The sequence below is a fragment of the Sphingobium sp. B2D3C genome (assembly GCF_025961835.1).
Classification (GTDB): domain Bacteria; phylum Pseudomonadota; class Alphaproteobacteria; order Sphingomonadales; family Sphingomonadaceae; genus Sphingobium.
The window spans coordinates 2,384,894-2,402,225 of record NZ_JAOQOK010000001.1 but is presented as its reverse complement, the minus strand read 5'-3'; the positions used below and the strand labels follow the sequence as shown (position 1 = coordinate 2,402,225).

General features: G+C 66.7%; 17 protein-coding genes. 7 read left to right on the top strand and 10 right to left on the bottom strand.

Annotated features, from left to right (window positions below):
- Positions 1-46: 46 nt before the first annotated feature.
- The 5 genes from tgt to bcp all read left to right on the top strand — a co-directional run bounded on the left by tgt (position 47) and on the right by bcp (position 6,267).
- Positions 47-1,234, top strand: a complete 1,188-nt coding sequence (tgt, locus tag M2339_RS11175; RefSeq protein ID WP_264586574.1) for a tRNA guanosine(34) transglycosylase Tgt — start codon at positions 47-49, stop codon at positions 1,232-1,234.
- A gap of 8 nt (positions 1,235-1,242) precedes the next feature.
- The gene (locus tag M2339_RS11170) at positions 1,243-2,385 is read left to right on the top strand and encodes a cupin domain-containing protein (protein ID WP_264588312.1); all 1,143 of its coding nucleotides are present in this window, start codon (positions 1,243-1,245) and stop codon (positions 2,383-2,385) included.
- 7 nt (positions 2,386-2,392) lie between these two features.
- The gene (locus M2339_RS11165; RefSeq protein WP_264586575.1) at positions 2,393-2,941 is read left to right on the top strand and encodes a pseudouridine synthase; all 549 of its coding nucleotides are present in this window, start codon (positions 2,393-2,395) and stop codon (positions 2,939-2,941) included.
- Between the two features lie 144 nt (positions 2,942-3,085).
- The gene (locus M2339_RS11160; protein WP_264586576.1) at positions 3,086-5,803 is read left to right on the top strand and encodes a bifunctional [glutamine synthetase] adenylyltransferase/[glutamine synthetase]-adenylyl-L-tyrosine phosphorylase; all 2,718 of its coding nucleotides are present in this window, start codon (positions 3,086-3,088) and stop codon (positions 5,801-5,803) included.
- Positions 5,803-6,267, top strand: a complete 465-nt coding sequence (bcp, locus tag M2339_RS11155; RefSeq protein ID WP_264588313.1) for a thioredoxin-dependent thiol peroxidase — start codon at positions 5,803-5,805, stop codon at positions 6,265-6,267. Before M2339_RS11160 ends, bcp begins: the two co-directional genes overlap by 1 nt.
- A gap of 78 nt (positions 6,268-6,345) precedes the next feature.
- Here bcp and M2339_RS11150 read toward each other — a convergent pair whose 3' ends face one another.
- Complete coding sequence (locus M2339_RS11150) at positions 6,346-6,645, bottom strand: GIY-YIG nuclease family protein (RefSeq protein WP_264586577.1); 300 nt, start codon at positions 6,643-6,645, stop codon at positions 6,346-6,348.
- Positions 6,646-6,806: 161 nt separating this feature from the next.
- Between M2339_RS11150 and M2339_RS11145 the strand changes: the two genes are divergently transcribed.
- Complete coding sequence (locus tag M2339_RS11145) at positions 6,807-8,309, top strand: replicative DNA helicase (protein WP_264576546.1); 1,503 nt, start codon at positions 6,807-6,809, stop codon at positions 8,307-8,309.
- A gap of 234 nt (positions 8,310-8,543) precedes the next feature.
- Here the strand turns inward: M2339_RS11145 and M2339_RS11140 are convergent, their stop codons facing one another.
- The 6 genes from M2339_RS11140 to cobA all read right to left on the bottom strand — a co-directional run bounded on the left by M2339_RS11140 (position 8,544) and on the right by cobA (position 13,938).
- Entirely contained in the window at positions 8,544-9,728 is a 1,185-nt protein-coding gene (locus M2339_RS11140; RefSeq protein ID WP_264606344.1) for an NAD(P)/FAD-dependent oxidoreductase, read from the bottom strand.
- A 169-nt stretch (positions 9,729-9,897) separates the two neighbouring features.
- Positions 9,898-10,677: a phosphoadenylyl-sulfate reductase gene (locus tag M2339_RS11135; RefSeq protein ID WP_264586579.1), complete on the bottom strand. Its 780-nt coding sequence runs from the start codon at positions 10,675-10,677 to the stop codon at positions 9,898-9,900.
- Positions 10,670-11,110, bottom strand: a complete 441-nt coding sequence (locus tag M2339_RS11130) for a DUF934 domain-containing protein (RefSeq protein ID WP_264576544.1) — start codon at positions 11,108-11,110, stop codon at positions 10,670-10,672. Before M2339_RS11130 ends, M2339_RS11135 begins: the two co-directional genes overlap by 8 nt.
- The gene (locus tag M2339_RS11125; RefSeq protein WP_264586580.1) at positions 11,103-12,734 is read right to left on the bottom strand and encodes a nitrite/sulfite reductase; all 1,632 of its coding nucleotides are present in this window, start codon (positions 12,732-12,734) and stop codon (positions 11,103-11,105) included. Before M2339_RS11125 ends, M2339_RS11130 begins: the two co-directional genes overlap by 8 nt.
- Positions 12,735-12,833: 99 nt before the next feature.
- Entirely contained in the window at positions 12,834-13,133 is a 300-nt protein-coding gene (locus M2339_RS11120; RefSeq protein ID WP_181558725.1) for a DUF2849 domain-containing protein, read from the bottom strand.
- A gap of 4 nt (positions 13,134-13,137) precedes the next feature.
- Positions 13,138-13,938 carry a uroporphyrinogen-III C-methyltransferase gene (gene cobA, locus M2339_RS11115; protein ID WP_264586581.1) on the bottom strand — a complete coding sequence of 267 codons (801 nt, stop codon included), beginning with the start codon at positions 13,936-13,938 and terminating at the stop codon, positions 13,138-13,140.
- 522 nt (positions 13,939-14,460) lie between these two features.
- Here cobA and M2339_RS11110 point away from each other — a divergent pair.
- Positions 14,461-14,868: a DUF1489 family protein gene (locus M2339_RS11110; RefSeq protein WP_264586582.1), complete on the top strand. Its 408-nt coding sequence runs from the start codon at positions 14,461-14,463 to the stop codon at positions 14,866-14,868.
- 18 nt (positions 14,869-14,886) lie between these two features.
- On the opposite strand, the gene queA is transcribed toward M2339_RS11110, so the two are convergent.
- The 3 genes from queA to coaD all read right to left on the bottom strand — a co-directional run bounded on the left by queA (position 14,887) and on the right by coaD (position 17,323).
- On the bottom strand, positions 14,887-15,918 hold the full coding sequence (gene queA / locus M2339_RS11105; protein WP_264586583.1) for a tRNA preQ1(34) S-adenosylmethionine ribosyltransferase-isomerase QueA: 1,032 nt from the start codon (positions 15,916-15,918) through the stop codon (positions 14,887-14,889).
- Positions 15,919-16,010: 92 nt separating this feature from the next.
- A complete protein-coding gene (locus M2339_RS11100) occupies positions 16,011-16,727 on the bottom strand; it encodes a peptidylprolyl isomerase (protein WP_264572047.1) in 717 nt (238 codons plus the stop codon).
- A gap of 77 nt (positions 16,728-16,804) precedes the next feature.
- Positions 16,805-17,323, bottom strand: coding sequence for a pantetheine-phosphate adenylyltransferase (gene coaD / locus M2339_RS11095; RefSeq protein WP_264586584.1), 519 nt, complete (start codon positions 17,321-17,323; stop codon positions 16,805-16,807).
- Positions 17,324-17,332: the final 9 nt, after the last annotated feature.

Below are 17,332 nucleotides of genomic sequence, written 5' to 3'. Positions count from 1 at the left end.
CCCGCCGGGGGGTGTCAATGCGGCCGCGGCGCGCTATGGCGCGGGCATGAGCGACAGCGCCCCGCATACTCCCCCGCCTTTCCGCGTGCCGGCGGATCCGCAGTCGGCGCGGTTCGCCTTCAGCATCGCCGCCACGGACGGCAAGGCCCGCACCGGCGAGATCGTCATGAAGCGCGGCGTGATCCGCACGCCGGCCTTCATGCCGGTCGGCACGGCGGCGACCGTCAAGGCGATGCGCCCTGCGGAAGTGCGCGCGGCGGGCGCGGATATCATCCTGGGCAATACCTATCATCTGATGCTGCGACCCGGTGCGGAGCGGGTAGCGGCGCTGGGCGGGCTGCATGCGCTCTCCGGCTGGGAGCGGCCGATCCTCACCGATAGCGGTGGCTATCAGGTGATGAGCCTGTCTGCGCTCACCAAGGTCACCGAGCAGGGCGTCGCCTTTGCCAGCCATATCGATGGCTCGCGCCATATGCTCAGCCCCGAGCGATCGATGGAAATCCAGCGGCTGCTCGGCAGCGACATCGTGATGTGCTTTGACGAGTTGGTGCCCACGACCACCAGCCGGGATGCGCAGGCGCAGGCCATGGAGCGTTCGATGCGCTGGGCGGCGCGCTCGCGCGCGGGCTTCGATGCGGGCGGAGACCATGCCGCGCGAGCGGCGCTGTTCGGCATCCAGCAGGGCGCGCTCGATGAGGAACTGCGCAAGCAGTCCGCGCAGGCGCTCGTGGAGATCGGCTTCGATGGCTATGCGGTCGGCGGCCTCGCGGTGGGCGAGGGGCAGGAGGCGATGTTCGCCTGCCTCGACCATTGCGTGGGCCATCTGCCGGTCGAGAAGCCGCGCTATCTGATGGGCGTCGGCAAGCCGGACGATATTGTCGGTGCGGTCGAGCGCGGCATCGACATGTTCGATTGCGTGCTGCCGACCCGCTCCGGGCGCAACGGGCAGGCCTTCACCTGGGCCGGGCCGCTCAACATCCGCAATGCGCGCTTTGCCGAGGATCCGACACCGCTCGATGCGCGCTGCACCTGCCCGGTCTGCGGCAGCGTCAGCCGCGCCTATCTGCATCATCTGGTCAAGGCCGGCGAGATGCTGGGCGCGATGCTGATGACGCAGCACAATCTCCATTTCTATCAGGCGCTGATGGCGGGGCTGAGGGATGCGATCGCTGCCGGGCGGCTCACCGAGTTCGCGAGCCGCTTCCGCGCCGATTATGCGAGCAAGGCGTTTTGAGCGCGCCCTTGCAGCTCGCCGATTTCGACATCGACCTGTTCCTGCGGGAGTATTGGCAGCGCAAGCCGCTGCTCATCCGCAATCCGTGGAGCCAGTGGATCAACCCGCTGGAGCCGGACGATCTCGCCGGCCTCGCCTGCGAAGATGAGGTGGAATCGCGGCTGATCACCCAGGCCGGCACCGACTGGGCCGTCGAGCACGGACCGCTGGACGAGGCGCGCTTTGGCGCGCTCGGCGATGCGCCATGGACGCTGCTGGTGCAGGCGGTCGATCATTACGTCGAAGAGGTGGCCGCGCTGATGGCGCCCTTCCGCTTCATCCCCAATTGGCGGATGGACGATGTGATGGTGAGCTACGCCACGGACGGCGGGGGCGTCGGGCCGCATTTCGACCAATATGACGTGTTTCTGATTCAGGGCGCGGGCAAAAGGCGCTGGCAGATCGGCGGGCTGTGCGACGAGTCGACCCCACTGCGCCCCCATGACGACCTGCGGTTGCTTGCGGACTTTGTGCCGACGCAGGAATGGCTGCTGGAGCCGGGCGACATCCTGTATCTGCCGCCGGGTGTCTCTCATGATGGCGTGGCGGTCGGGCCGGATTGCATGACCTATTCCATCGGCTTTCGCGCACCCTCCCAGCGCGACCTGATCGAGGACTGGAGCGCGCATGTCGCCGACGGGCTGGCCGAGGATGATCGCTATGCCGACCCCGGCCTGTCGCGCCAGGCCAATCCGGGCGAAATAACGCCCGCGGCGCTGGCCCGGCTGCATGATCTGGCGACGCAGGCGCTGGCGGATCGCGCCGGCTTTGCGCGCTGGTTCGGACAGGCGAGCAGCACGCCCAAATATCCGCAGGCAGACTGGCGCCCCGAAGCGCCGGTGCTGGCGGAGGATGTGCAGGATGCGCTGGACGACGGCTTGCCGGTGCGCCGCAATCCGGCGAGCCGCTTCGTGTTCGTCCGTGACGGGGCGGACGCGTTGACGCTGTTCGTGGACGGCGAGGCGTTTGCCTGCACGGGGGAGGCGGCGCGCTTCGCCGAGCGGCTCTGCGCAGGGGACGACGCGCCGGTGGAGACGCCGGATGCGGCGGTGCTGGCGCTGATCGCGGCGCTGGCCAGTCAGGGCAGCGTCACCCTCGATCCGGAGGATTAAGCGGACGATGGCGCGGCTCATCCTCTTCAATAAGCCCTATGGCGTGTTGCCGCAGTTCACCGATGCGCGCTCGCCCTCGCCACGCCCGACTCTCTCGGCCTATATCGATGTGCCAGGCGTCTATCCTGCCGGTCGGCTGGACCGGGACAGCGAGGGGTTGCTGCTGCTCACCGATGATGGCCGCTTGCAGGCGCGCATCTCCGATCCCCGCTACAAGACGCCCAAGACCTATCTGGTGCAGGTGGAAGGCGAGCCGGACGAGCCGGCGCTCGAGCGCTTGCGGCGCGGCGTCATGCTCAACGACGGCATGACCCGCCCCGCGCAGGCCGATCGCATCGCACCGCCGGACCTCTGGGAGCGCGATCCCCCGATCCGCGTGCGCAAGAGCGTGCCCGATTGCTGGCTGCGCCTCACCATCAGCGAAGGCCGTAACCGCCAGGTGCGCCGGATGACCGCAGCAGTCGGCAATCCCACGTTGCGTCTGGTGCGCTGGCAGGTGGGGGCGTGGACGCTGGACGGACTGGCGCCGGGGGCGTGGCGTGAGGTCGCAGTCTAGTTCGCTATTTACCGTCACCCCGGACTTGCTCCGGGGTCCCGCTTTCTTCATCTAGCCTGCACGAGAAACAGCAGTTGCTCAGCGAGCGGCTTCGATCACCGCGCCACCCTTCCCGCCTGCAGCTCCCGGCGCTAAGAGGCGGCAATGGAGAGCCTGACCACAAACCCCGTTATCGATGCCCTTGAGCGCGCGCGTGCGCATTCGCCCTTTCTGGCGCGGCAGATTGATGTTTATCCCGAGCTGGTTGCCCTGCTGCGCGAGGGGCAGGCGGAGACGGCGTGGGAGGCCGGGCGCGCGCTGGCGGCGGATGAGCCGGTGGATCGTCGCTTGCGGGTGCGGCGCAGTGCGCTGGCTCTGGTGGCCGCGATTGCGGACCTTGCCGGGCTTTGGGATCTCGATGTCGTCACCCGGCGACTCTCCGATTTTGCTGATGAGGCGGTCGATATTGCGCTGAACGCGGCTTTTGCCGAGCGCTACCCGGATGAGGCGCCGCGCGGCATCGCGGTGATTGCGCTGGGCAAGCATGGCAGCCGGGAGCTGAACTACAGCTCGGACATCGACCCGATCCTGATCTTCGACCCTGAAACGATCCCGACGCGCGGCAAGGAAGAGCCGCAGGAGGCAGCGCTGCGGTTGGCGCGGCGGATGGTGGCGCTGCTCACCGAGCGGACCGGGGACGGCTATGTCTTCCGGGTCGACTTGCGGCTGCGCCCATCGCCCGAGGTTTCGCCGATCATCCTGCCGGTCGAAGCGGCGATCAGCTATTATGAGAGCGCCGCGGTCGGTTGGGAGCAGGCCGCTTTCGTGCGCGCCCGTGCGGCGGCCGGCGACATCGCGCTGGGCGAGGAATTCCTCAGCACGATCCGGCCATTCGTCTGGCGGCGCAGTCTGGATTTCGGTGCGATCCGGGCGATTAGCGACGTCTCGCGCCGCATTCGCGCGCATTATGCCAGTGGCCAGCGCTTTGGCCCCGGCTTCGATTTGAAGCGCGGGCGCGGCGGCATTCGCGAGGTGGAGTTCTTCGCGCAGGCGCACCAGCTCATTCAGGGCGGGCGCAATCCCGCGCTGCGGGCACCGGCCACGCGCGCGGCGCTGCGCGTGCTGGGCGAGGCGGGGTTGATCCAGCCTGACGAGCGCGCGCGGCTCGATGCGGCCTATGTGATGCTCCGCACGATCGAGCATCGCCTGCAGATGGTCGATGACCGGCAGACGCACATGCTCCCGGAAAGCCCGGCCGCCTTGGGCAATGTCGCGCAGCTGGCCGGCTATGCCGACGGCGCGGCGCTGCTCGCGGCGTTGCAGCCGCATGTCGAAGCGACCGGCCTCACTTTCGATGGGCTGGTCGGCGAGGATGAGGAAGGCGATGATCGCCTGCCCGATGAGCCGCGCGCGCTGGCGCAGCGGCTGGAAGACATCGGCATCGAGGAGACCGAGCCCTTCGTCGCGCGCATCACCCGCTGGCGGGACGGCAGCCTGCGCCCGCTGCGCAGCGCCCCGGCGCGCGAGGCGCTGGAGGAGCTGCTGCCCGGCCTGATGCGCCAGATCGCCCGTGCGCCGGCCCCGCTCACCGCGCTCAACAAGCTGGATCAGGTGATCGAAGGCCTGCCGACGGCGGTCAATCTGCTGCGCCTGCTGGTCGCCCGCCCAGCCCTGGCCGAGACGCTGGTGACGATCCTCTCCCACGCGCCCACATTGGCCGATGCGCTGGGGCGCCGGGCGGCACTGTTCGATGGGCTGATCGACCAGAGCGCGCTCGATCTGCCGCCGGATGTGCCGACGCTCATTGAGACGATGCGCACGCATGATGCCGGCGATGACTTCCAGCACCGGCTCGACCATGTCCGCCATGTCGTGGGCGAGCGGCGCTTTGCGCTGGGGGTGCAGATCGTCAGTCGCGAGGTCGATCCACTTGAGGTTGGCCGGGGCTATGCGCGGGTGGCGGAGGCGGCGGTGGACGTGCTCGCCGCAGCCGCCGTGGCGGAGTTCGAGCAGACCCACGGCCGGGTGCCGGGTAGCGAGCTGGCCATTCTGGCGCTCGGGCGCTTTGGTGGCGGATTGCTCACCCATGCCTCCGACCTCGATCTGATCTTCCTGTTCAGCGGCGATTTCAACGCGGAATCGGACGGGCGCCGGCCCTTGGGCGCGACGCTCTATTATAACCGCCTCTCCCAGCGGGTGATCAACGCGCTCTCCGTGCCGACGGCCGCCGGCGCGCTTTATGAAGTCGACACGCGGTTGCGCCCCTCGGGCAATCAGGGCCCGCTGGCGGTCAGCTTCGAGAGCTTTGCGCGCTATCAGGCGGAGGCGGCGTGGACCTGGGAGCATCTGGCGCTCACCCGTGCCCGCCCGGTGTTCGGATCGCCCAGCGCCCGCGCGGCGCTGGACGAGATCGTCCGGGAGACGCTGATGGTGGAGCGCGACCCCGCGCAACTGCTCGCGCAGGCGGTGAAGATGCGGCGCGACATCGCCACCCACAAGCCGCCGGCCGGGACACTCGACGTGAAGCTGATGCCGGGCGGCCTCGTCGATCTGGAATTCCTCATCCATGTGACGCAGCTCACCCATCGCACCGGCTTCTCGCCCAGTCTCAACATGGCGCTGGAGAGACTGATCGCCGCCGGGCTGCTCGACAGCGCGCTGCGCGAGGCGGCGGACCTGCTGACCCGCTATCTGGTCGTCGCTCGCCTCGTCGCGCCGCAATCGAGCGAGCCGGTGGAGGAAAGCCGCTGGCTGGTCGCCCGGGCCTGCGGCGCGCGCGACTGGGGCGAGTTGCTTGCCCGAATCGACGCCGCGCGGCAGATCATCGCCACGAGCTGGAACGCGCTGGCCGGCCAGGCGGCGCCATCGGAAGGAACGACATGATGCTGAGCCAAGGCGAGACCCTGCCCGACGTGACTCTCACCGGTGCGGATGACGCGCCCATCCGGCTCGCGGATTTTCGTGGCAAACCGCTGGTCGTCTATTTCTACCCCAAGGCCGATACGCCGGGCTGCACCACCGAGGCGATCGACTTCACCGGGCTGGTCGATGCGTTCGGCGCGCTGGGCGTGCCGGTGATCGCGGTCTCCAAGGATGCGCCCGCCAAGCTCAAGCGCTTCGCCGACAAGCACAGCCTCGCCGTCACGCTGGCATCCGATGGCGATGGCAGCGTGTGCGAGGCCTTCGGCACCTGGGTTGAGAAGAGCCTTTATGGCCGCAAATATATGGGCATCGAGCGCGCGACCTTCCTGGCCGATGCGGACGGCAAGATCGTGCGCGTGTGGCCCAAGGTGAAGGTGAAGGGCCATGCCGCCGAGGTTCTGGAGGCGGTGAAGGCGTTGGGGTGAGGGTTTGTGCCACGGATTGCGCGGCAGATCGATCTCTCTTCTCTCGTCACCCCGGGCTCGACCCGGGGTCCCGCTTCTTCAAACCAGCAGATCGAACCTGTCCTTCCAGTCGGGATTATCACGTTCGATCGGCGCGAACTTCCATTCGCGCCGCCAGCGCTTGAGCCGTTTTTCGTGAGCGATGCATTGGGCGATGTCCTCGCCCGGCTCCGCCCACACCATTCGGGCTAATCCATAACGGGCGCAGAAGTCCGATCCTGTTCCGCTGCGATGCTGAAGAATGCGCGCGCCGAGATGAGCGGTCACGCCGACATACATCGTGCCGCGATAGCGATCTGCCATGATGTAGACCCAGCCACCCTGCCGTTCCCGATCCATGGGCTGATGTGATGAGAAGCGGGACCCCGGGTCAAGCCCGGGGTGACGGAGTTGAGGTGGCGCTTCCAAAATCCATCCCCAGTCTTATCCACAGTCCTCCACAGTTGGACGCACCCTCGGCTCTTGCGCCGCACCTCGGAAGAGAGGACAATGCGTCCCCCATGTCAGAAAACACGATCCGTCTTGCCCCGGTGCCCGATGTGCCCGGCTCTGAAGCCCGTATGCCGCGCAATGTGGAGGCGGAGGCTGCGCTGATCGGCGCGTTGATGATCGACAACCGGATCGTCGAGGACGTGCAGATGGAGCTGCGCGCCGAGCATTTCTTCGAGCCGCTGCATGGGCGCATCTATGAGGCGATCCTCAAGCTGGTCGATCGCAACATGGTCGCCAATCCGGTGACCTTGAAGCCACTGCTGGAGAGCGACCCGGCGCTCAAGGAACTGGGCGGCCCGGCCTATCTCGCGCAGCTCACCGGCAGCGGCGCGGCGGTGATCGGCGCGCGCGATTTTGCCCGGCAGGTCTATGATCTGGCGCTGCTGCGCGAGCTGGTCGGCGTCGGGCGGGAGCTGGTCGACAAGGCGCTCGACACCTCCGATGCCATCGACCCCAAGGGGCAGATCGAGCAGGCGGAGCTGGCCCTCTATGCGGTGGCCGAGCAGGGTGGTGACACCGGCAGCATGAAGACCTTCGCGCAGGCGACGCGGCTTGCGGTCGGCATGGCGGAGAAGGCGCTCAATTCCGGGGGCCATGTCTCGGGCATCACCTCGGGCCTGGATGGGCTGAACAACCGCACCGGCGGCCTGCATCCGTCGGACCTTATCATCGTTGCCGGGCGCCCCGGCATGGGCAAGAGCTCGCTGGCGACCAACATCGCCTATAATGCCGCCAGCCGCTGGATGCGCGACATGGCCGACGGCATTCCGCCGGAAAAGTCGATCGGCGCACCGGTTGCCATTTTCAACCTGGAAATGTCCGCCGACCAGCTGGCGACGCGTATCCTCGCCGAGCAGTCGGGCATCAGTGGCGAGAAGCTGCGCATGGGGCGGATCAACCATAGCGAGTTCCAGAACCTCGTCCGCGCCTCGCGTGAGTTGCAGGATCTACCGCTGTTCATCGACGATACCGCAGGCCTCACCATCGCGGCGATGCGCACCCGCGCCCGCCGCCTCAAGCGCCGGCACAATATCGGTATGATCGTGGTCGACTATCTCCAGCTGCTGCAAGGCTCGGGCAAGGCCGGCGATAGCCGCGTCAACGAGATCTCCGAGATCAGCCGTGGTTTGAAGACGCTCGCCAAGGAGCTGATGGTGCCGGTGATCGCGCTCTCCCAGCTCAGCCGCGCGGTGGAAAGCCGCGAGGACAAACGGCCGCAACTCTCGGACCTGCGCGAATCCGGCTCGATCGAGCAGGACGCCGACATGGTGTGGTTCCTCTACCGCGAGGACTATTACGAGATGAGCAAGGAGCCCAAGATCGAGGACGAGGGCGCTTATGCCGCCTGGCGCGAGAAAATGGACCGGATCACCGGCCATTCCGAGCTGATCGTCGCCAAGCAGCGCCACGGCGCCACCGGCAAGGTGAGGCTCTACTTCGATTCCAAGATCACGCGGTTCACCGATCTGGCGGACGATAGCTATGCCGGGGCGGATGATGGTTATGAGTGAGGTGAGGGGCTAGCCCCGAACCTTCAGGTGCCGCTCGTGTCGAGCGAAGTCGAGACACGGAGAGCGCTGTCCTTGGGTGTCTCGACTCCGCTCGACACGAACGGGGATGAGCGGCGGTTGTAGCTGATCTCGTGTTCCTGCGAAGGCAGGAACCCAGGGCGCAATCGACCGGCTTCTCCGCCCTGGGCTCCTGCCTTCGCAGGAGCACGTGGGTGTGATGATGGTGCAGTGGACTTAAACCGCCTGTCCTGCCGCATGCGCGCTGGCCCAGGCCCACTGAAAATTATACCCGCCCAGCCAGCCGGTCACATCCACCGCCTCGCCAATCACGTACAAGCCCGGCACCGCCTTGGCCTCCATCGTCTGCGAGGAGAGACCCGCGGTATCGACGCCGCCCGCTGTCACCTCCGCCTTGGCATAGCCCTCACTGCCATTGGGCATGAACGTCCAGTCCGCCAGACGCGCTTGTGCGGCGGCAAGGGCGCGGTCGGGCAGGTTGCCGAGCTCCGCTTCCAGCGCGAGATCGGCCGCCAACCGGTCCGCGAGGCGCTCCGCCAGCGCGGCGCGGAGCAGGCGGCGCAGGGTCATGCGCGGGGCCTCGCGCTTGGCGGCAAGCAGCCAGTCGCGCGGATGATCGGGCAGAAAATCGATGCCAACGCCCTCGCCGTGGCGCCAGTAGGAGGAGATTTGCAGGATCGCCGGGCCGGAAAGCCCGCGATGCGTGAACAGTGCCGCCTCGCGAAAGCGCGTCTTGCCGGTGCGGGCAACGACATCGGCCGAGACGCCGGACAGCTCCCGGAACAGCGCATCGTCGCCGCTGAGGGTCAGCGGCACCAGCGCCGGGCGGGGCTGCACGACCTTGAGGCCGAACTGGCGGGCGAGATCATAGGCAAAACCGGTCGCGCCCATCTTGGGAATGGACGGCCCGCCGGTGGCGACGACCAGCACCGGCGCGGTCGCGATGCCACGCGGTGTGTTGACGTGGTACTGGCCATCGGCATGGGTGACCTCGCGGATGGGGCAGGCGCAGGCGATGTCGACCGCGCCCTTCGCGCATTCCTCCAGGAGCATGGCGACGATCTGCCGCGCGCTACCGTCGCAGAAGAGTTGCCCCAACGTCTTCTCGTGCCAGGCGATGCCGTAGCGCTTGACCAGCGCGAGGAAATCCTGCGCGGTGTAGCGGCTGAGCGCCGACTTGGCGAAATGGCGATTGCCGGAGAGGTAGCGATCCGGCGCGGTATGGAGATTGGTGAAGTTGCACCGCCCGCCGCCCGAAATGAGGATTTTCTTGCCCGGCTCGTCGGCATGATCGAGCAGCAGCACCTTGCGTCCGCGCTGCCCGGCCACCGCCGTACACATCAACCCCGCTGCGCCGGCGCCCAGGATGATGGCGTCATAAGGGGTGGGGGAGGTGGGCATGGGAGCTTTCGGCTGGGGGTGGAGACTGACGTCCTTCGCTAGAGGCTACACGCTGGGCGGGGAAGCACTGATCTTTGGAACCTCACAGACTATCTGAGCAACACCCAATTTCTCCCCTCCTCTGAAGAGGAGGGGCTAAGGAGAGTTGCTTGCTACGGTTATAAGTCCTTCAAAACGCCGGCTGGTTCGCCGGGTCTTCCGGGTCCGCCACCGGCGTCGAGCTGGTGTGGATACCGCATTCCACCTTGTCCCAGCCGCGCCAGCGGCCGGCACGTGGGTCTTCGCCCGGCATCACCTTGCTGGTGCAGGGTTCGCAGCCGATCGAGAGATAGCCCTGTGCTTCCAGCGGATGGCGGGGCAGGTCGTGCGCGGTGAAATAGGCTTCCAGCGCCGCCTTGTCCCAATCACCCAGCGGATTGATCTTCAGGCGCCCGTCCTCGATCTCGAAGCGCGGCAGGTTCTGGCGCGTCACGGACTGGAAGGCCTTGCGCCCGCTAATCCAGGCATCGAGGCCCTGCTTGGCGCGCGCCAGCGGCTCGACCTTGCGGATTTCGCAGCAGCCATCGGGGTCGTAGGACCAGCGCAGACCCTTGTCGTCCTTCGCCGCCAGCACGTCGGCCTTGGGCTCGACCACGCGGCTGTCGGTGAAGCCGAGGGTGCGGATCAGCGTATCGCGATAGTCCAGCGTTTCCGGGAACATCTTGAGGGTGTCGACGAAGATCACCGGCACGCTCTTGTCCGCCTGTGCGATGAGGTGGAGCAGCACCGCGCTTTCCGTGCCAAAGGAGGAGACGACGGCGACCGTGCCGAGCGCATCCTCGGCGAACAGCGTCTTGAGCATCGTGCCCGCATCCACGCCCGCAAAGCGCGCGTTGAACGCGTCCGCATCTGCCTGCGTCCAGCGCGGGGCGGCGTCGATCCGGTCGATCTGGCGAGCGGCTTCAGCCATTGCTTGCTCCGTGGCGCTGCGCCCAGATCGGCGCGCGCGGATCGACGGTCTTCTGATAGACGCCGGGGAAGCGGTTGAGCGCTGCCTCGACCAGCGCAGGGTCGAGCGGCTTGTCCGGCCGGAAGCTGTCGAACCCGCAGCGAACCATATGGCTGATCTGATCGACCGCGACATCGCCCACCGCGCGCAGCTCGCCGGCATAGCCAGCCTCGCGCAGGATGCGCGCCGCCGAATAGCCGCGTCCGTCGCCGAACACGGGGAAGTTCACCTCCACCAGCGCCACGCGGTCCAGATGCGGCAGCAATTCGCGGGCGTCCTCGCCCGGCTCGATACGCACCGCGGCCGAATTGCTCTGGCCGGAAAAGGCCTCCAGCGTCACGGCGGGCAGTTCGGCTGCCTCGCCGCCTTCACGCAGGGACAGATATTCAAGCATAAAGTGCCTCCTTGAACGGGGCCATGCCGATCCGGCGGAAGGTGTCGACGAAGCGCTCGCCCTCCTGCCGGTTGGCGAGATAGACGTTGGTGGCCTTCTCGACCGCATCGACAATGCCGTTCTCGTCGAAACCAGGACCAGTAATCTGGCCAAGGCTGACATCGTCCGCGCCGGAACCGCCGAGCAGGAGCTGATAATTCTCCACACCCTTCCGGTCGACGCCGAGAATGCCGATATTGCCGGCATGGTGGTGACCGCAGGCGTTGATGCAGCCGCTGATCTTCAGCTTCAGCTCGCCCAGCTCCTTCTGCCGATCGAGATCGGAGAAACGCTGCGCGATCTTCTGCGCGACCGGGATTGAGCGCGCATTGGCAAGGCTGCAATAATCCAGGCCCGGGCAGGCGATGATGTCGCTGATGAGATCGAGATTGGCGGTGCCGAGATCGGCTTCTTCCAGCGCCTTCCACAGCGCATAGAGATCCGCCTTCTTGACATGCGCCAGCACGATGTTCTGGGCGTGGGTGACGCGCAGCTCATCGAAGCTGTACTTTTCGGCCAGGTCGGCCATCAGGTCGATCTGCGCGGAGGAGGCATCGCCCGGAATGCCGCCAATGGGCTTGAGGCTGATGTTGACGATGGCATAGCCCGGCACCTTGTGCGGCTTCACCTGCGTGCTCACCCAGGCCGCGAAATCCCGGTCGGAGAGGTCGATCTCGTCCGAGAGGCCGTTCTCATAGGCGGGGGGCGCGAAGTGATCGGCAATGCGCGCCAGTTCGGCGAGCGGCGGATCGAGCCCGAGCGTCTTCATGTGCGCGAACTCTTCCTCGACCTGGCGGGTATATTCCTCCCGGCCCATTTCGTGGACGAGGATCTTGATCCGCGCCTTGTACTTGTTGTCGCGCCGGCCGTGGCGATTGTAGACCCGCAGGCACGCCTCCAGATAGGAGACGATCTCCGCGAAGGGCACGAAGTCGCGGATTTCCGGCGCAACCATCGGTGTGCGGCCCATGCCGCCGCCGACGAACACGCGGGCGCCGATCTCGTCATCCTTCTTCACCAGCTCGATGCCGATATCGTGCAGGCGCATGGCCGCGCGATCCTCTGCGCTCGCGATCACCGCGATCTTGAACTTGCGCGGCAGATAGGTGAACTCCGGGTGGAAGCTCGACCACTGGCGCAGCAACTCCGCGAGCGGGCGCGGATCGGCGACCTCGTCGGCGGAGACGCCGGCATATTGGTCGGACGAGATATTGCGGATGCAGTTGCCGCTGGTCTGGATGGCGTGCATCTCCACCGATGCGAGATCGGCCAGAATATCCGGCGCGTCCGCGAGCTTGATCCAGTTATACTGGATGTTCTGGCGGGTGGTGAAATGGCCGTAATCGCGGTCATATTTGCGCGCGATGTGGGCGAGCATGTGCATCTGCTTGCCCGAGAGCGTGCCATAGGGGATGGCGACGCGCAGCATATAGGCGTGCAGCTGGAGATACAGGCCGTTCATCAGGCGGAGCGGGCGAAACTGCGCCTCGCTCAACTGCCCGTCGAGGCGACGCTGGGTCTGGTCGCGGAATTCGGCAACGCGGGCATCCACCATCGCCTGATCGTAAGTGTCGTACTGATACATGGTCTTACTTTCCGTTCGCTTCGAGCGAAGTCGAGAAGCGTTGGGTGCGGCGTGTCTCGACTTCGCTCGACACGAACGGCAGGGTGGTTTGGCGCGCCATCATATCACCCAGTTGCCGGCATTGGGGTCGGCGGGTTTGAGGCTCAGGTCGAGGCGCACGGTCGGGCCGAGCGCGCGGATGCGCTCCTTGATGTGGGCGGGGCGGATATTGCCCTCACCATCCTGCTCGCCGTCGATCACATAGGCTTCGTTCACGCGACGCGCGGCGGCTTCGGCCTGGGCGATTTCCGCGCCCTTCTCGCCGACGTCCACGGCGTCGTTCACATGGATGGACCAGCCTTGGCCAGTCCACCAGATGACGTCGCCGGTGGCGAGATCATTGCCGGTCAGGATATTCATGTCGTCAGTGGCTCCCCGCACCTGTGCTGTGCTGAATGTGAAATGACCCGAGCGGCAGGCAATCGAGCGCATCGGCATGCCGCACGACCTCGCCCACCACGATCAGCGCCGGACTCGCGACCGCCTCGCGCGCCACAAGATCGCCGAGATCGGCGAGCAGGCTGCGCAGCACGCGCTGATCGGGGCGCGTGGCTTTCTCGATCACCGCGACCGGCGTCGAGGGCGAGAGCCCGTCGCGCATCAGCTTCTCGGCAATATCCTGGCTGGTCGCGAGGCCCATATAGATGACGAGCGTGCGACCCGGCCCGGCAAGGCCAACCCAGTTCTGCTCGGAAAGACCCTTGCACTGCCCCGCGACGAAGCTGACGATGCTGGCATCCTCGCGATGCGTGAGCGGCAGGCCGGCACTGGCGCCGCCGCCGACCGCCGCGCTGATGCCGGGCACGACCTCGCAGCGCACACCAGCCTCGCGGCAGGCCTCCAGCTCTTCGCCGCCCCGCCCGAAAATAAAGGGGTCGCCGCCCTTGAGGCGCACGACATCCCGGCCCGAAAGCGCCTCGCCGACGAGCAGCGAATTGATCGCCTCCTGCTTCATCGAATGGCGAGAGCGCTGCTTGGCGACTGAGATCAGCTCCGCCTCCGGCGAAGCGAGCGCGAGAATGGCGGGGTCGACCAGGCCATCATGCACGATAATGCTCGCCGAGCCGATCAAACGGGCAGCACGCACCGTCAGCAGATCGGGATCGCCCGGACCTGCGCCAACGAGATAGACCGTGCCGGCCGTAAAGGACTCAGAGTGCGCCATGGGTGGTAGATGCGTTCGAGCACCCAAGCCCGCAACCGACGCTTGCTTTAGCAGGCCGAAGCGAAACTATTGTGGGGGCTTTGGGTGGTGGCAGAGGTCGTGCCAATAGCGGGTCAGGAGAGCGCTTCGGTGGCGATCTGACTGCTGCGCGGCAGCAAAGCGTCTAAGCGAACAGGACGACATTGTTGCCAAGTCTTCAACCTTCTCCCCTTGAGGGAGAAGGATACGCAGCCTTGTCGCCAGTAGGCGGCTAGGCGCAGTTGGATGAGGGGTGGTGTAACGGTGGTCCGCGCGAGCCAGCGGATCGTATACCCCTCTCCCAGCTTCGACTAGGCAGCACGCTGCCAAGTCTGCGCATCCCTCTCCCTCAGGGGGAGAGGGTAGAATACGCCCGCCCTCGATAACCTAACTAGCTTCGGCGGCCGGTTGGGTGGCGGACATGCGGACCTAGGCACCAACCACCAAGCTTGCGCCACCGCTTCCCGCCATTGCGAATTCGCCGCCACGCCCTAGATCGGCATCATGCCGCTTCATATGACCAAGATCGCCTTCCAGTCTGAGAGCGCCGCCACCTTGCGGGACTGGCTGGAGGGCCATGCGCAGGCCGGAGAGGGTGGCGAGGCGCGGTTGACGACGCGCTATTTGCCCAAGCGGCATGAGGAGATGGCCGGCGGGTCGCTCTATTGGGTACTGGCGCATCAGATCGTCGGGCGTAGCCCGCTGCTCGGGTTCGAGGCGCGGCCGGACGGGCGGCAGTGGATCCGCCTTGCGCCGCGACTCATCCCGGTGGTGCCACGGCCCAAGCGCGCCCATCAGGGTTGGCGCTATCTGGCTCACGAGGACGCGCCGCCGGATATGGGGGAGGGCGAGGGCGGCGACATGCTGCCCGATCAGCTGGCGGCCGATCTTGGCCGGCTCGGGCTGATCTAGGCGCCCCGCTGCCCGCCCTCAGGGGAGCAGCAGGCTCGCATCGCCATAGCTGTAGAAGCGATAACCCTGCGCGATCGCGTGAGCATAGGCTGCCTGCATCCGCTCACGCCCCATCAGCGCGCTGACCAGCATGAACAAGGTCGAGCGCGGCAGGTGGAAATTGGTCATCAGCCCGTCAATGGCGCGGAAGCGATAGCCCGGCGTGATGAAAATGCGCGTCTCGTCCGCGAACGGCCGGATGATGCCATCTTCCCCGGTTGCGCTTTCGAGGAGGCGCAGGCTGGTCGTGCCCACCGCGATCAGGCGCCCGCCATTGGCACGGACTGCATTCAGCCGATCCGCCGTGGCCTGGTCGATCCGCCCCCATTCGGCATGCATCCGGTGTGCGTCGGTATCGTCGGCCTTGACCGGCAGGAAGGTGCCGGCGCCGACATGCAAAGTAAGCGTCGCCTGGCCGATACCGGCCTCAGCGAGCGCTGCGACGAGGCCGGGCGTGAAGTGCAGGGCTGCGGTAGGCGCCGCGACGGCACCGGGTTCCTGCGCGAACATCGTCTGATAGTCCTCGCGGTCCTGCTGGTCGGTGGGCCGCTTGCTGGCGATATAGGGGGGCAGGGGCATCTGGCCGGCGCGTTCGAGCAGCAGCTCCACCGGTTCGTCGCCGAGGAAGCTGAGCGTCATGCCGCCATCTGCATCGCGATCGCCGGCTTGTGCCTGCACGCCTTGCGCGAAGGCGATGATGTCGCCGGGCCGCACTCGCTTGGCGTTGCGGACGAAGACCTGCCAGTCGCGCGGGCCGAGGCGCTTGTGCAGCGTCACCCCGACCTTCGCCTCGCCGCGTTGCCCCTCCAGCTGGGCGGGGATGACGCGCGTATCGTTGAAGACGAGGCAGTCGCCAGCGCGCAGCACGGTCGGCAGATCGCGCACGCCCATGTCGCGCAGGCCCCCGTCCTGGCCTTCGAGCACCAGCATTCGGGCCGCATCGCGGGGCGAGGCCGGTCGCAGGGCAATCCGCTCGGGCGGCAGGTCGAAATCGAAAAGGTCAACGCGCATGGCTGGCGCCCTTAGCGTCTGCGCCGGGCATTGAACAGGTGCCGATCAGCGCGGTGTGGCTGGCCGGCAATCCCTCGCGCGTGTCGGCGCGCTCAGCCTGCCGTGTTGCTGCCGGCGGGTGCTGCGGCCTGCTGATCGCTCTGGATATAGGCGCGCACGATGGTCGTCGGCTGGGCCGGCGGCTCGCCCTTGGCGATCTGGTCGACACCGGCCATGCCATCGATCACCCGGCCCACAACCGTATATTTGTGGTCGAGCTGCATGCGCGGCATCAGCATGATGAAGAACTGGCTGTTGGCGCTGTCATCGCTCTGCGCGCGCGCCATGGAGACGGTGCCGCGCATGTGCGGCAGCCAGCTGAACTCCTGCTTGAGGTCCGGCAGGGGCGATCCGCCGGTGCCATCACCCTTCGGGTCGCCACCCTGCGCCATGAAGCCATCGATCACGCGGTGGAACTTGAGGCCGTTGTAGAAGCCTTCCCGCGTTAGCGTCTTGATCCGCTCGACATGGCCGGGGGCCACGTCCGGGCGGAGCAGGATGCGCACGGTGGCGCCGTCCGAGAGGGTCAGCACCCAGGTGTTTTCGGGCGTGACCGGCGTCATTGCGACGAGCGGCTTGTCCGTGGACTTCTCCGCGTCCTCGCGCAGGGCGTCGGCATCCTTTTGCGCGCGGGCCGCCATTTCGGCCTTCGCCAGGGCATCCTGCGCACCGCCGCCCGGCTGGGCCTGCGCGGAATTGGCGCTGGCCAGCATGAGGCCGCAGGCGGCGGCAAGCGCAATGCCGGAGCCAAACAGTCGGGTAACACGCATGTCGTCCATCCTCATTCCACGGCCGAACCGGGCCCGGCCGCCAACTAGCGTCGCATGGCTGAACCAATGATGACCCGTCAAGTCTCGTCTGCTCTGCCGACGTCGACGCTCATGCCGAGCCGGGCCATCACATCGGTGCGAACACCGGGCGAAACGAACTTGCCGATGTCGCCGCCCAGCCCTGCAATTTCCTTCACGAGGCGCGAGGCAATGGGCTGCAGCGCGACATCGGCCATCAGGAACACCGTCTCGATGCTGGCATCGAGATACTGGTTCATGCCGGCCATCTGATACTCATATTCAAAGTCCGCCACGGCGCGCAGGCCGCGCAGGATCAGCGAGGCGCCGACCGAGCGGGCATAATCGATCAGCAGCGAATCGAAGGGCCGCACGTCGATCTCCGCATCGATTCCCGCACATTCCCGCCGGATCATCGCCAGCCGCTCGTCCAGCGTGAACAAAGGCGACTTGCTGGGATTGGTCGTCACGCCGATCACCAGCCTGTCGACCAGCTTCGATCCGCGCCGGATGATGTCCATATGGCCGAGCGTGATAGGGTCGAAGGTTCCCGGATAAAGGCCGATGCGGTGAGCCATGTGCGCGTC

Coding starts and splice junctions, on each gene's coding strand:
- tgt (WP_264586574.1), top strand. CDS start 47: ATGAGCGACAGCGCCCCGCATACTCCCCCGCCTTTCCGCGTGCCGGCG.
- M2339_RS11165 (WP_264586575.1), top strand. CDS start 2,393: ATGGCGCGGCTCATCCTCTTCAATAAGCCCTATGGCGTGTTGCCGCAG.
- M2339_RS11160 (WP_264586576.1), top strand. CDS start 3,086: ATGGAGAGCCTGACCACAAACCCCGTTATCGATGCCCTTGAGCGCGCG.
- bcp (WP_264588313.1), top strand. CDS start 5,803: ATGCTGAGCCAAGGCGAGACCCTGCCCGACGTGACTCTCACCGGTGCG.
- M2339_RS11150 (WP_264586577.1), bottom strand. CDS start 6,645: ATGGATCGGGAACGGCAGGGTGGCTGGGTCTACATCATGGCAGATCGC.
- M2339_RS11145 (WP_264576546.1), top strand. CDS start 6,807: ATGTCAGAAAACACGATCCGTCTTGCCCCGGTGCCCGATGTGCCCGGC.
- M2339_RS11140 (WP_264606344.1), bottom strand. CDS start 9,728: ATGCCCACCTCCCCCACCCCTTATGACGCCATCATCCTGGGCGCCGGC.
- M2339_RS11135 (WP_264586579.1), bottom strand. CDS start 10,677: ATGGCTGAAGCCGCTCGCCAGATCGACCGGATCGACGCCGCCCCGCGC.
- M2339_RS11130 (WP_264576544.1), bottom strand. CDS start 11,110: ATGCTTGAATATCTGTCCCTGCGTGAAGGCGGCGAGGCAGCCGAACTG.
- M2339_RS11125 (WP_264586580.1), bottom strand. CDS start 12,734: ATGTATCAGTACGACACTTACGATCAGGCGATGGTGGATGCCCGCGTT.
- M2339_RS11120 (WP_181558725.1), bottom strand. CDS start 13,133: ATGAATATCCTGACCGGCAATGATCTCGCCACCGGCGACGTCATCTGG.
- cobA (WP_264586581.1), bottom strand. CDS start 13,938: ATGGCGCACTCTGAGTCCTTTACGGCCGGCACGGTCTATCTCGTTGGC.
- M2339_RS11110 (WP_264586582.1), top strand. CDS start 14,461: ATGCCGCTTCATATGACCAAGATCGCCTTCCAGTCTGAGAGCGCCGCC.
- queA (WP_264586583.1), bottom strand. CDS start 15,918: ATGCGCGTTGACCTTTTCGATTTCGACCTGCCGCCCGAGCGGATTGCC.
- M2339_RS11100 (WP_264572047.1), bottom strand. CDS start 16,727: ATGCGTGTTACCCGACTGTTTGGCTCCGGCATTGCGCTTGCCGCCGCC.
- coaD (WP_264586584.1), bottom strand. CDS start 17,323: ATGGCTCACCGCATCGGCCTTTATCCGGGAACCTTCGACCCTATCACG.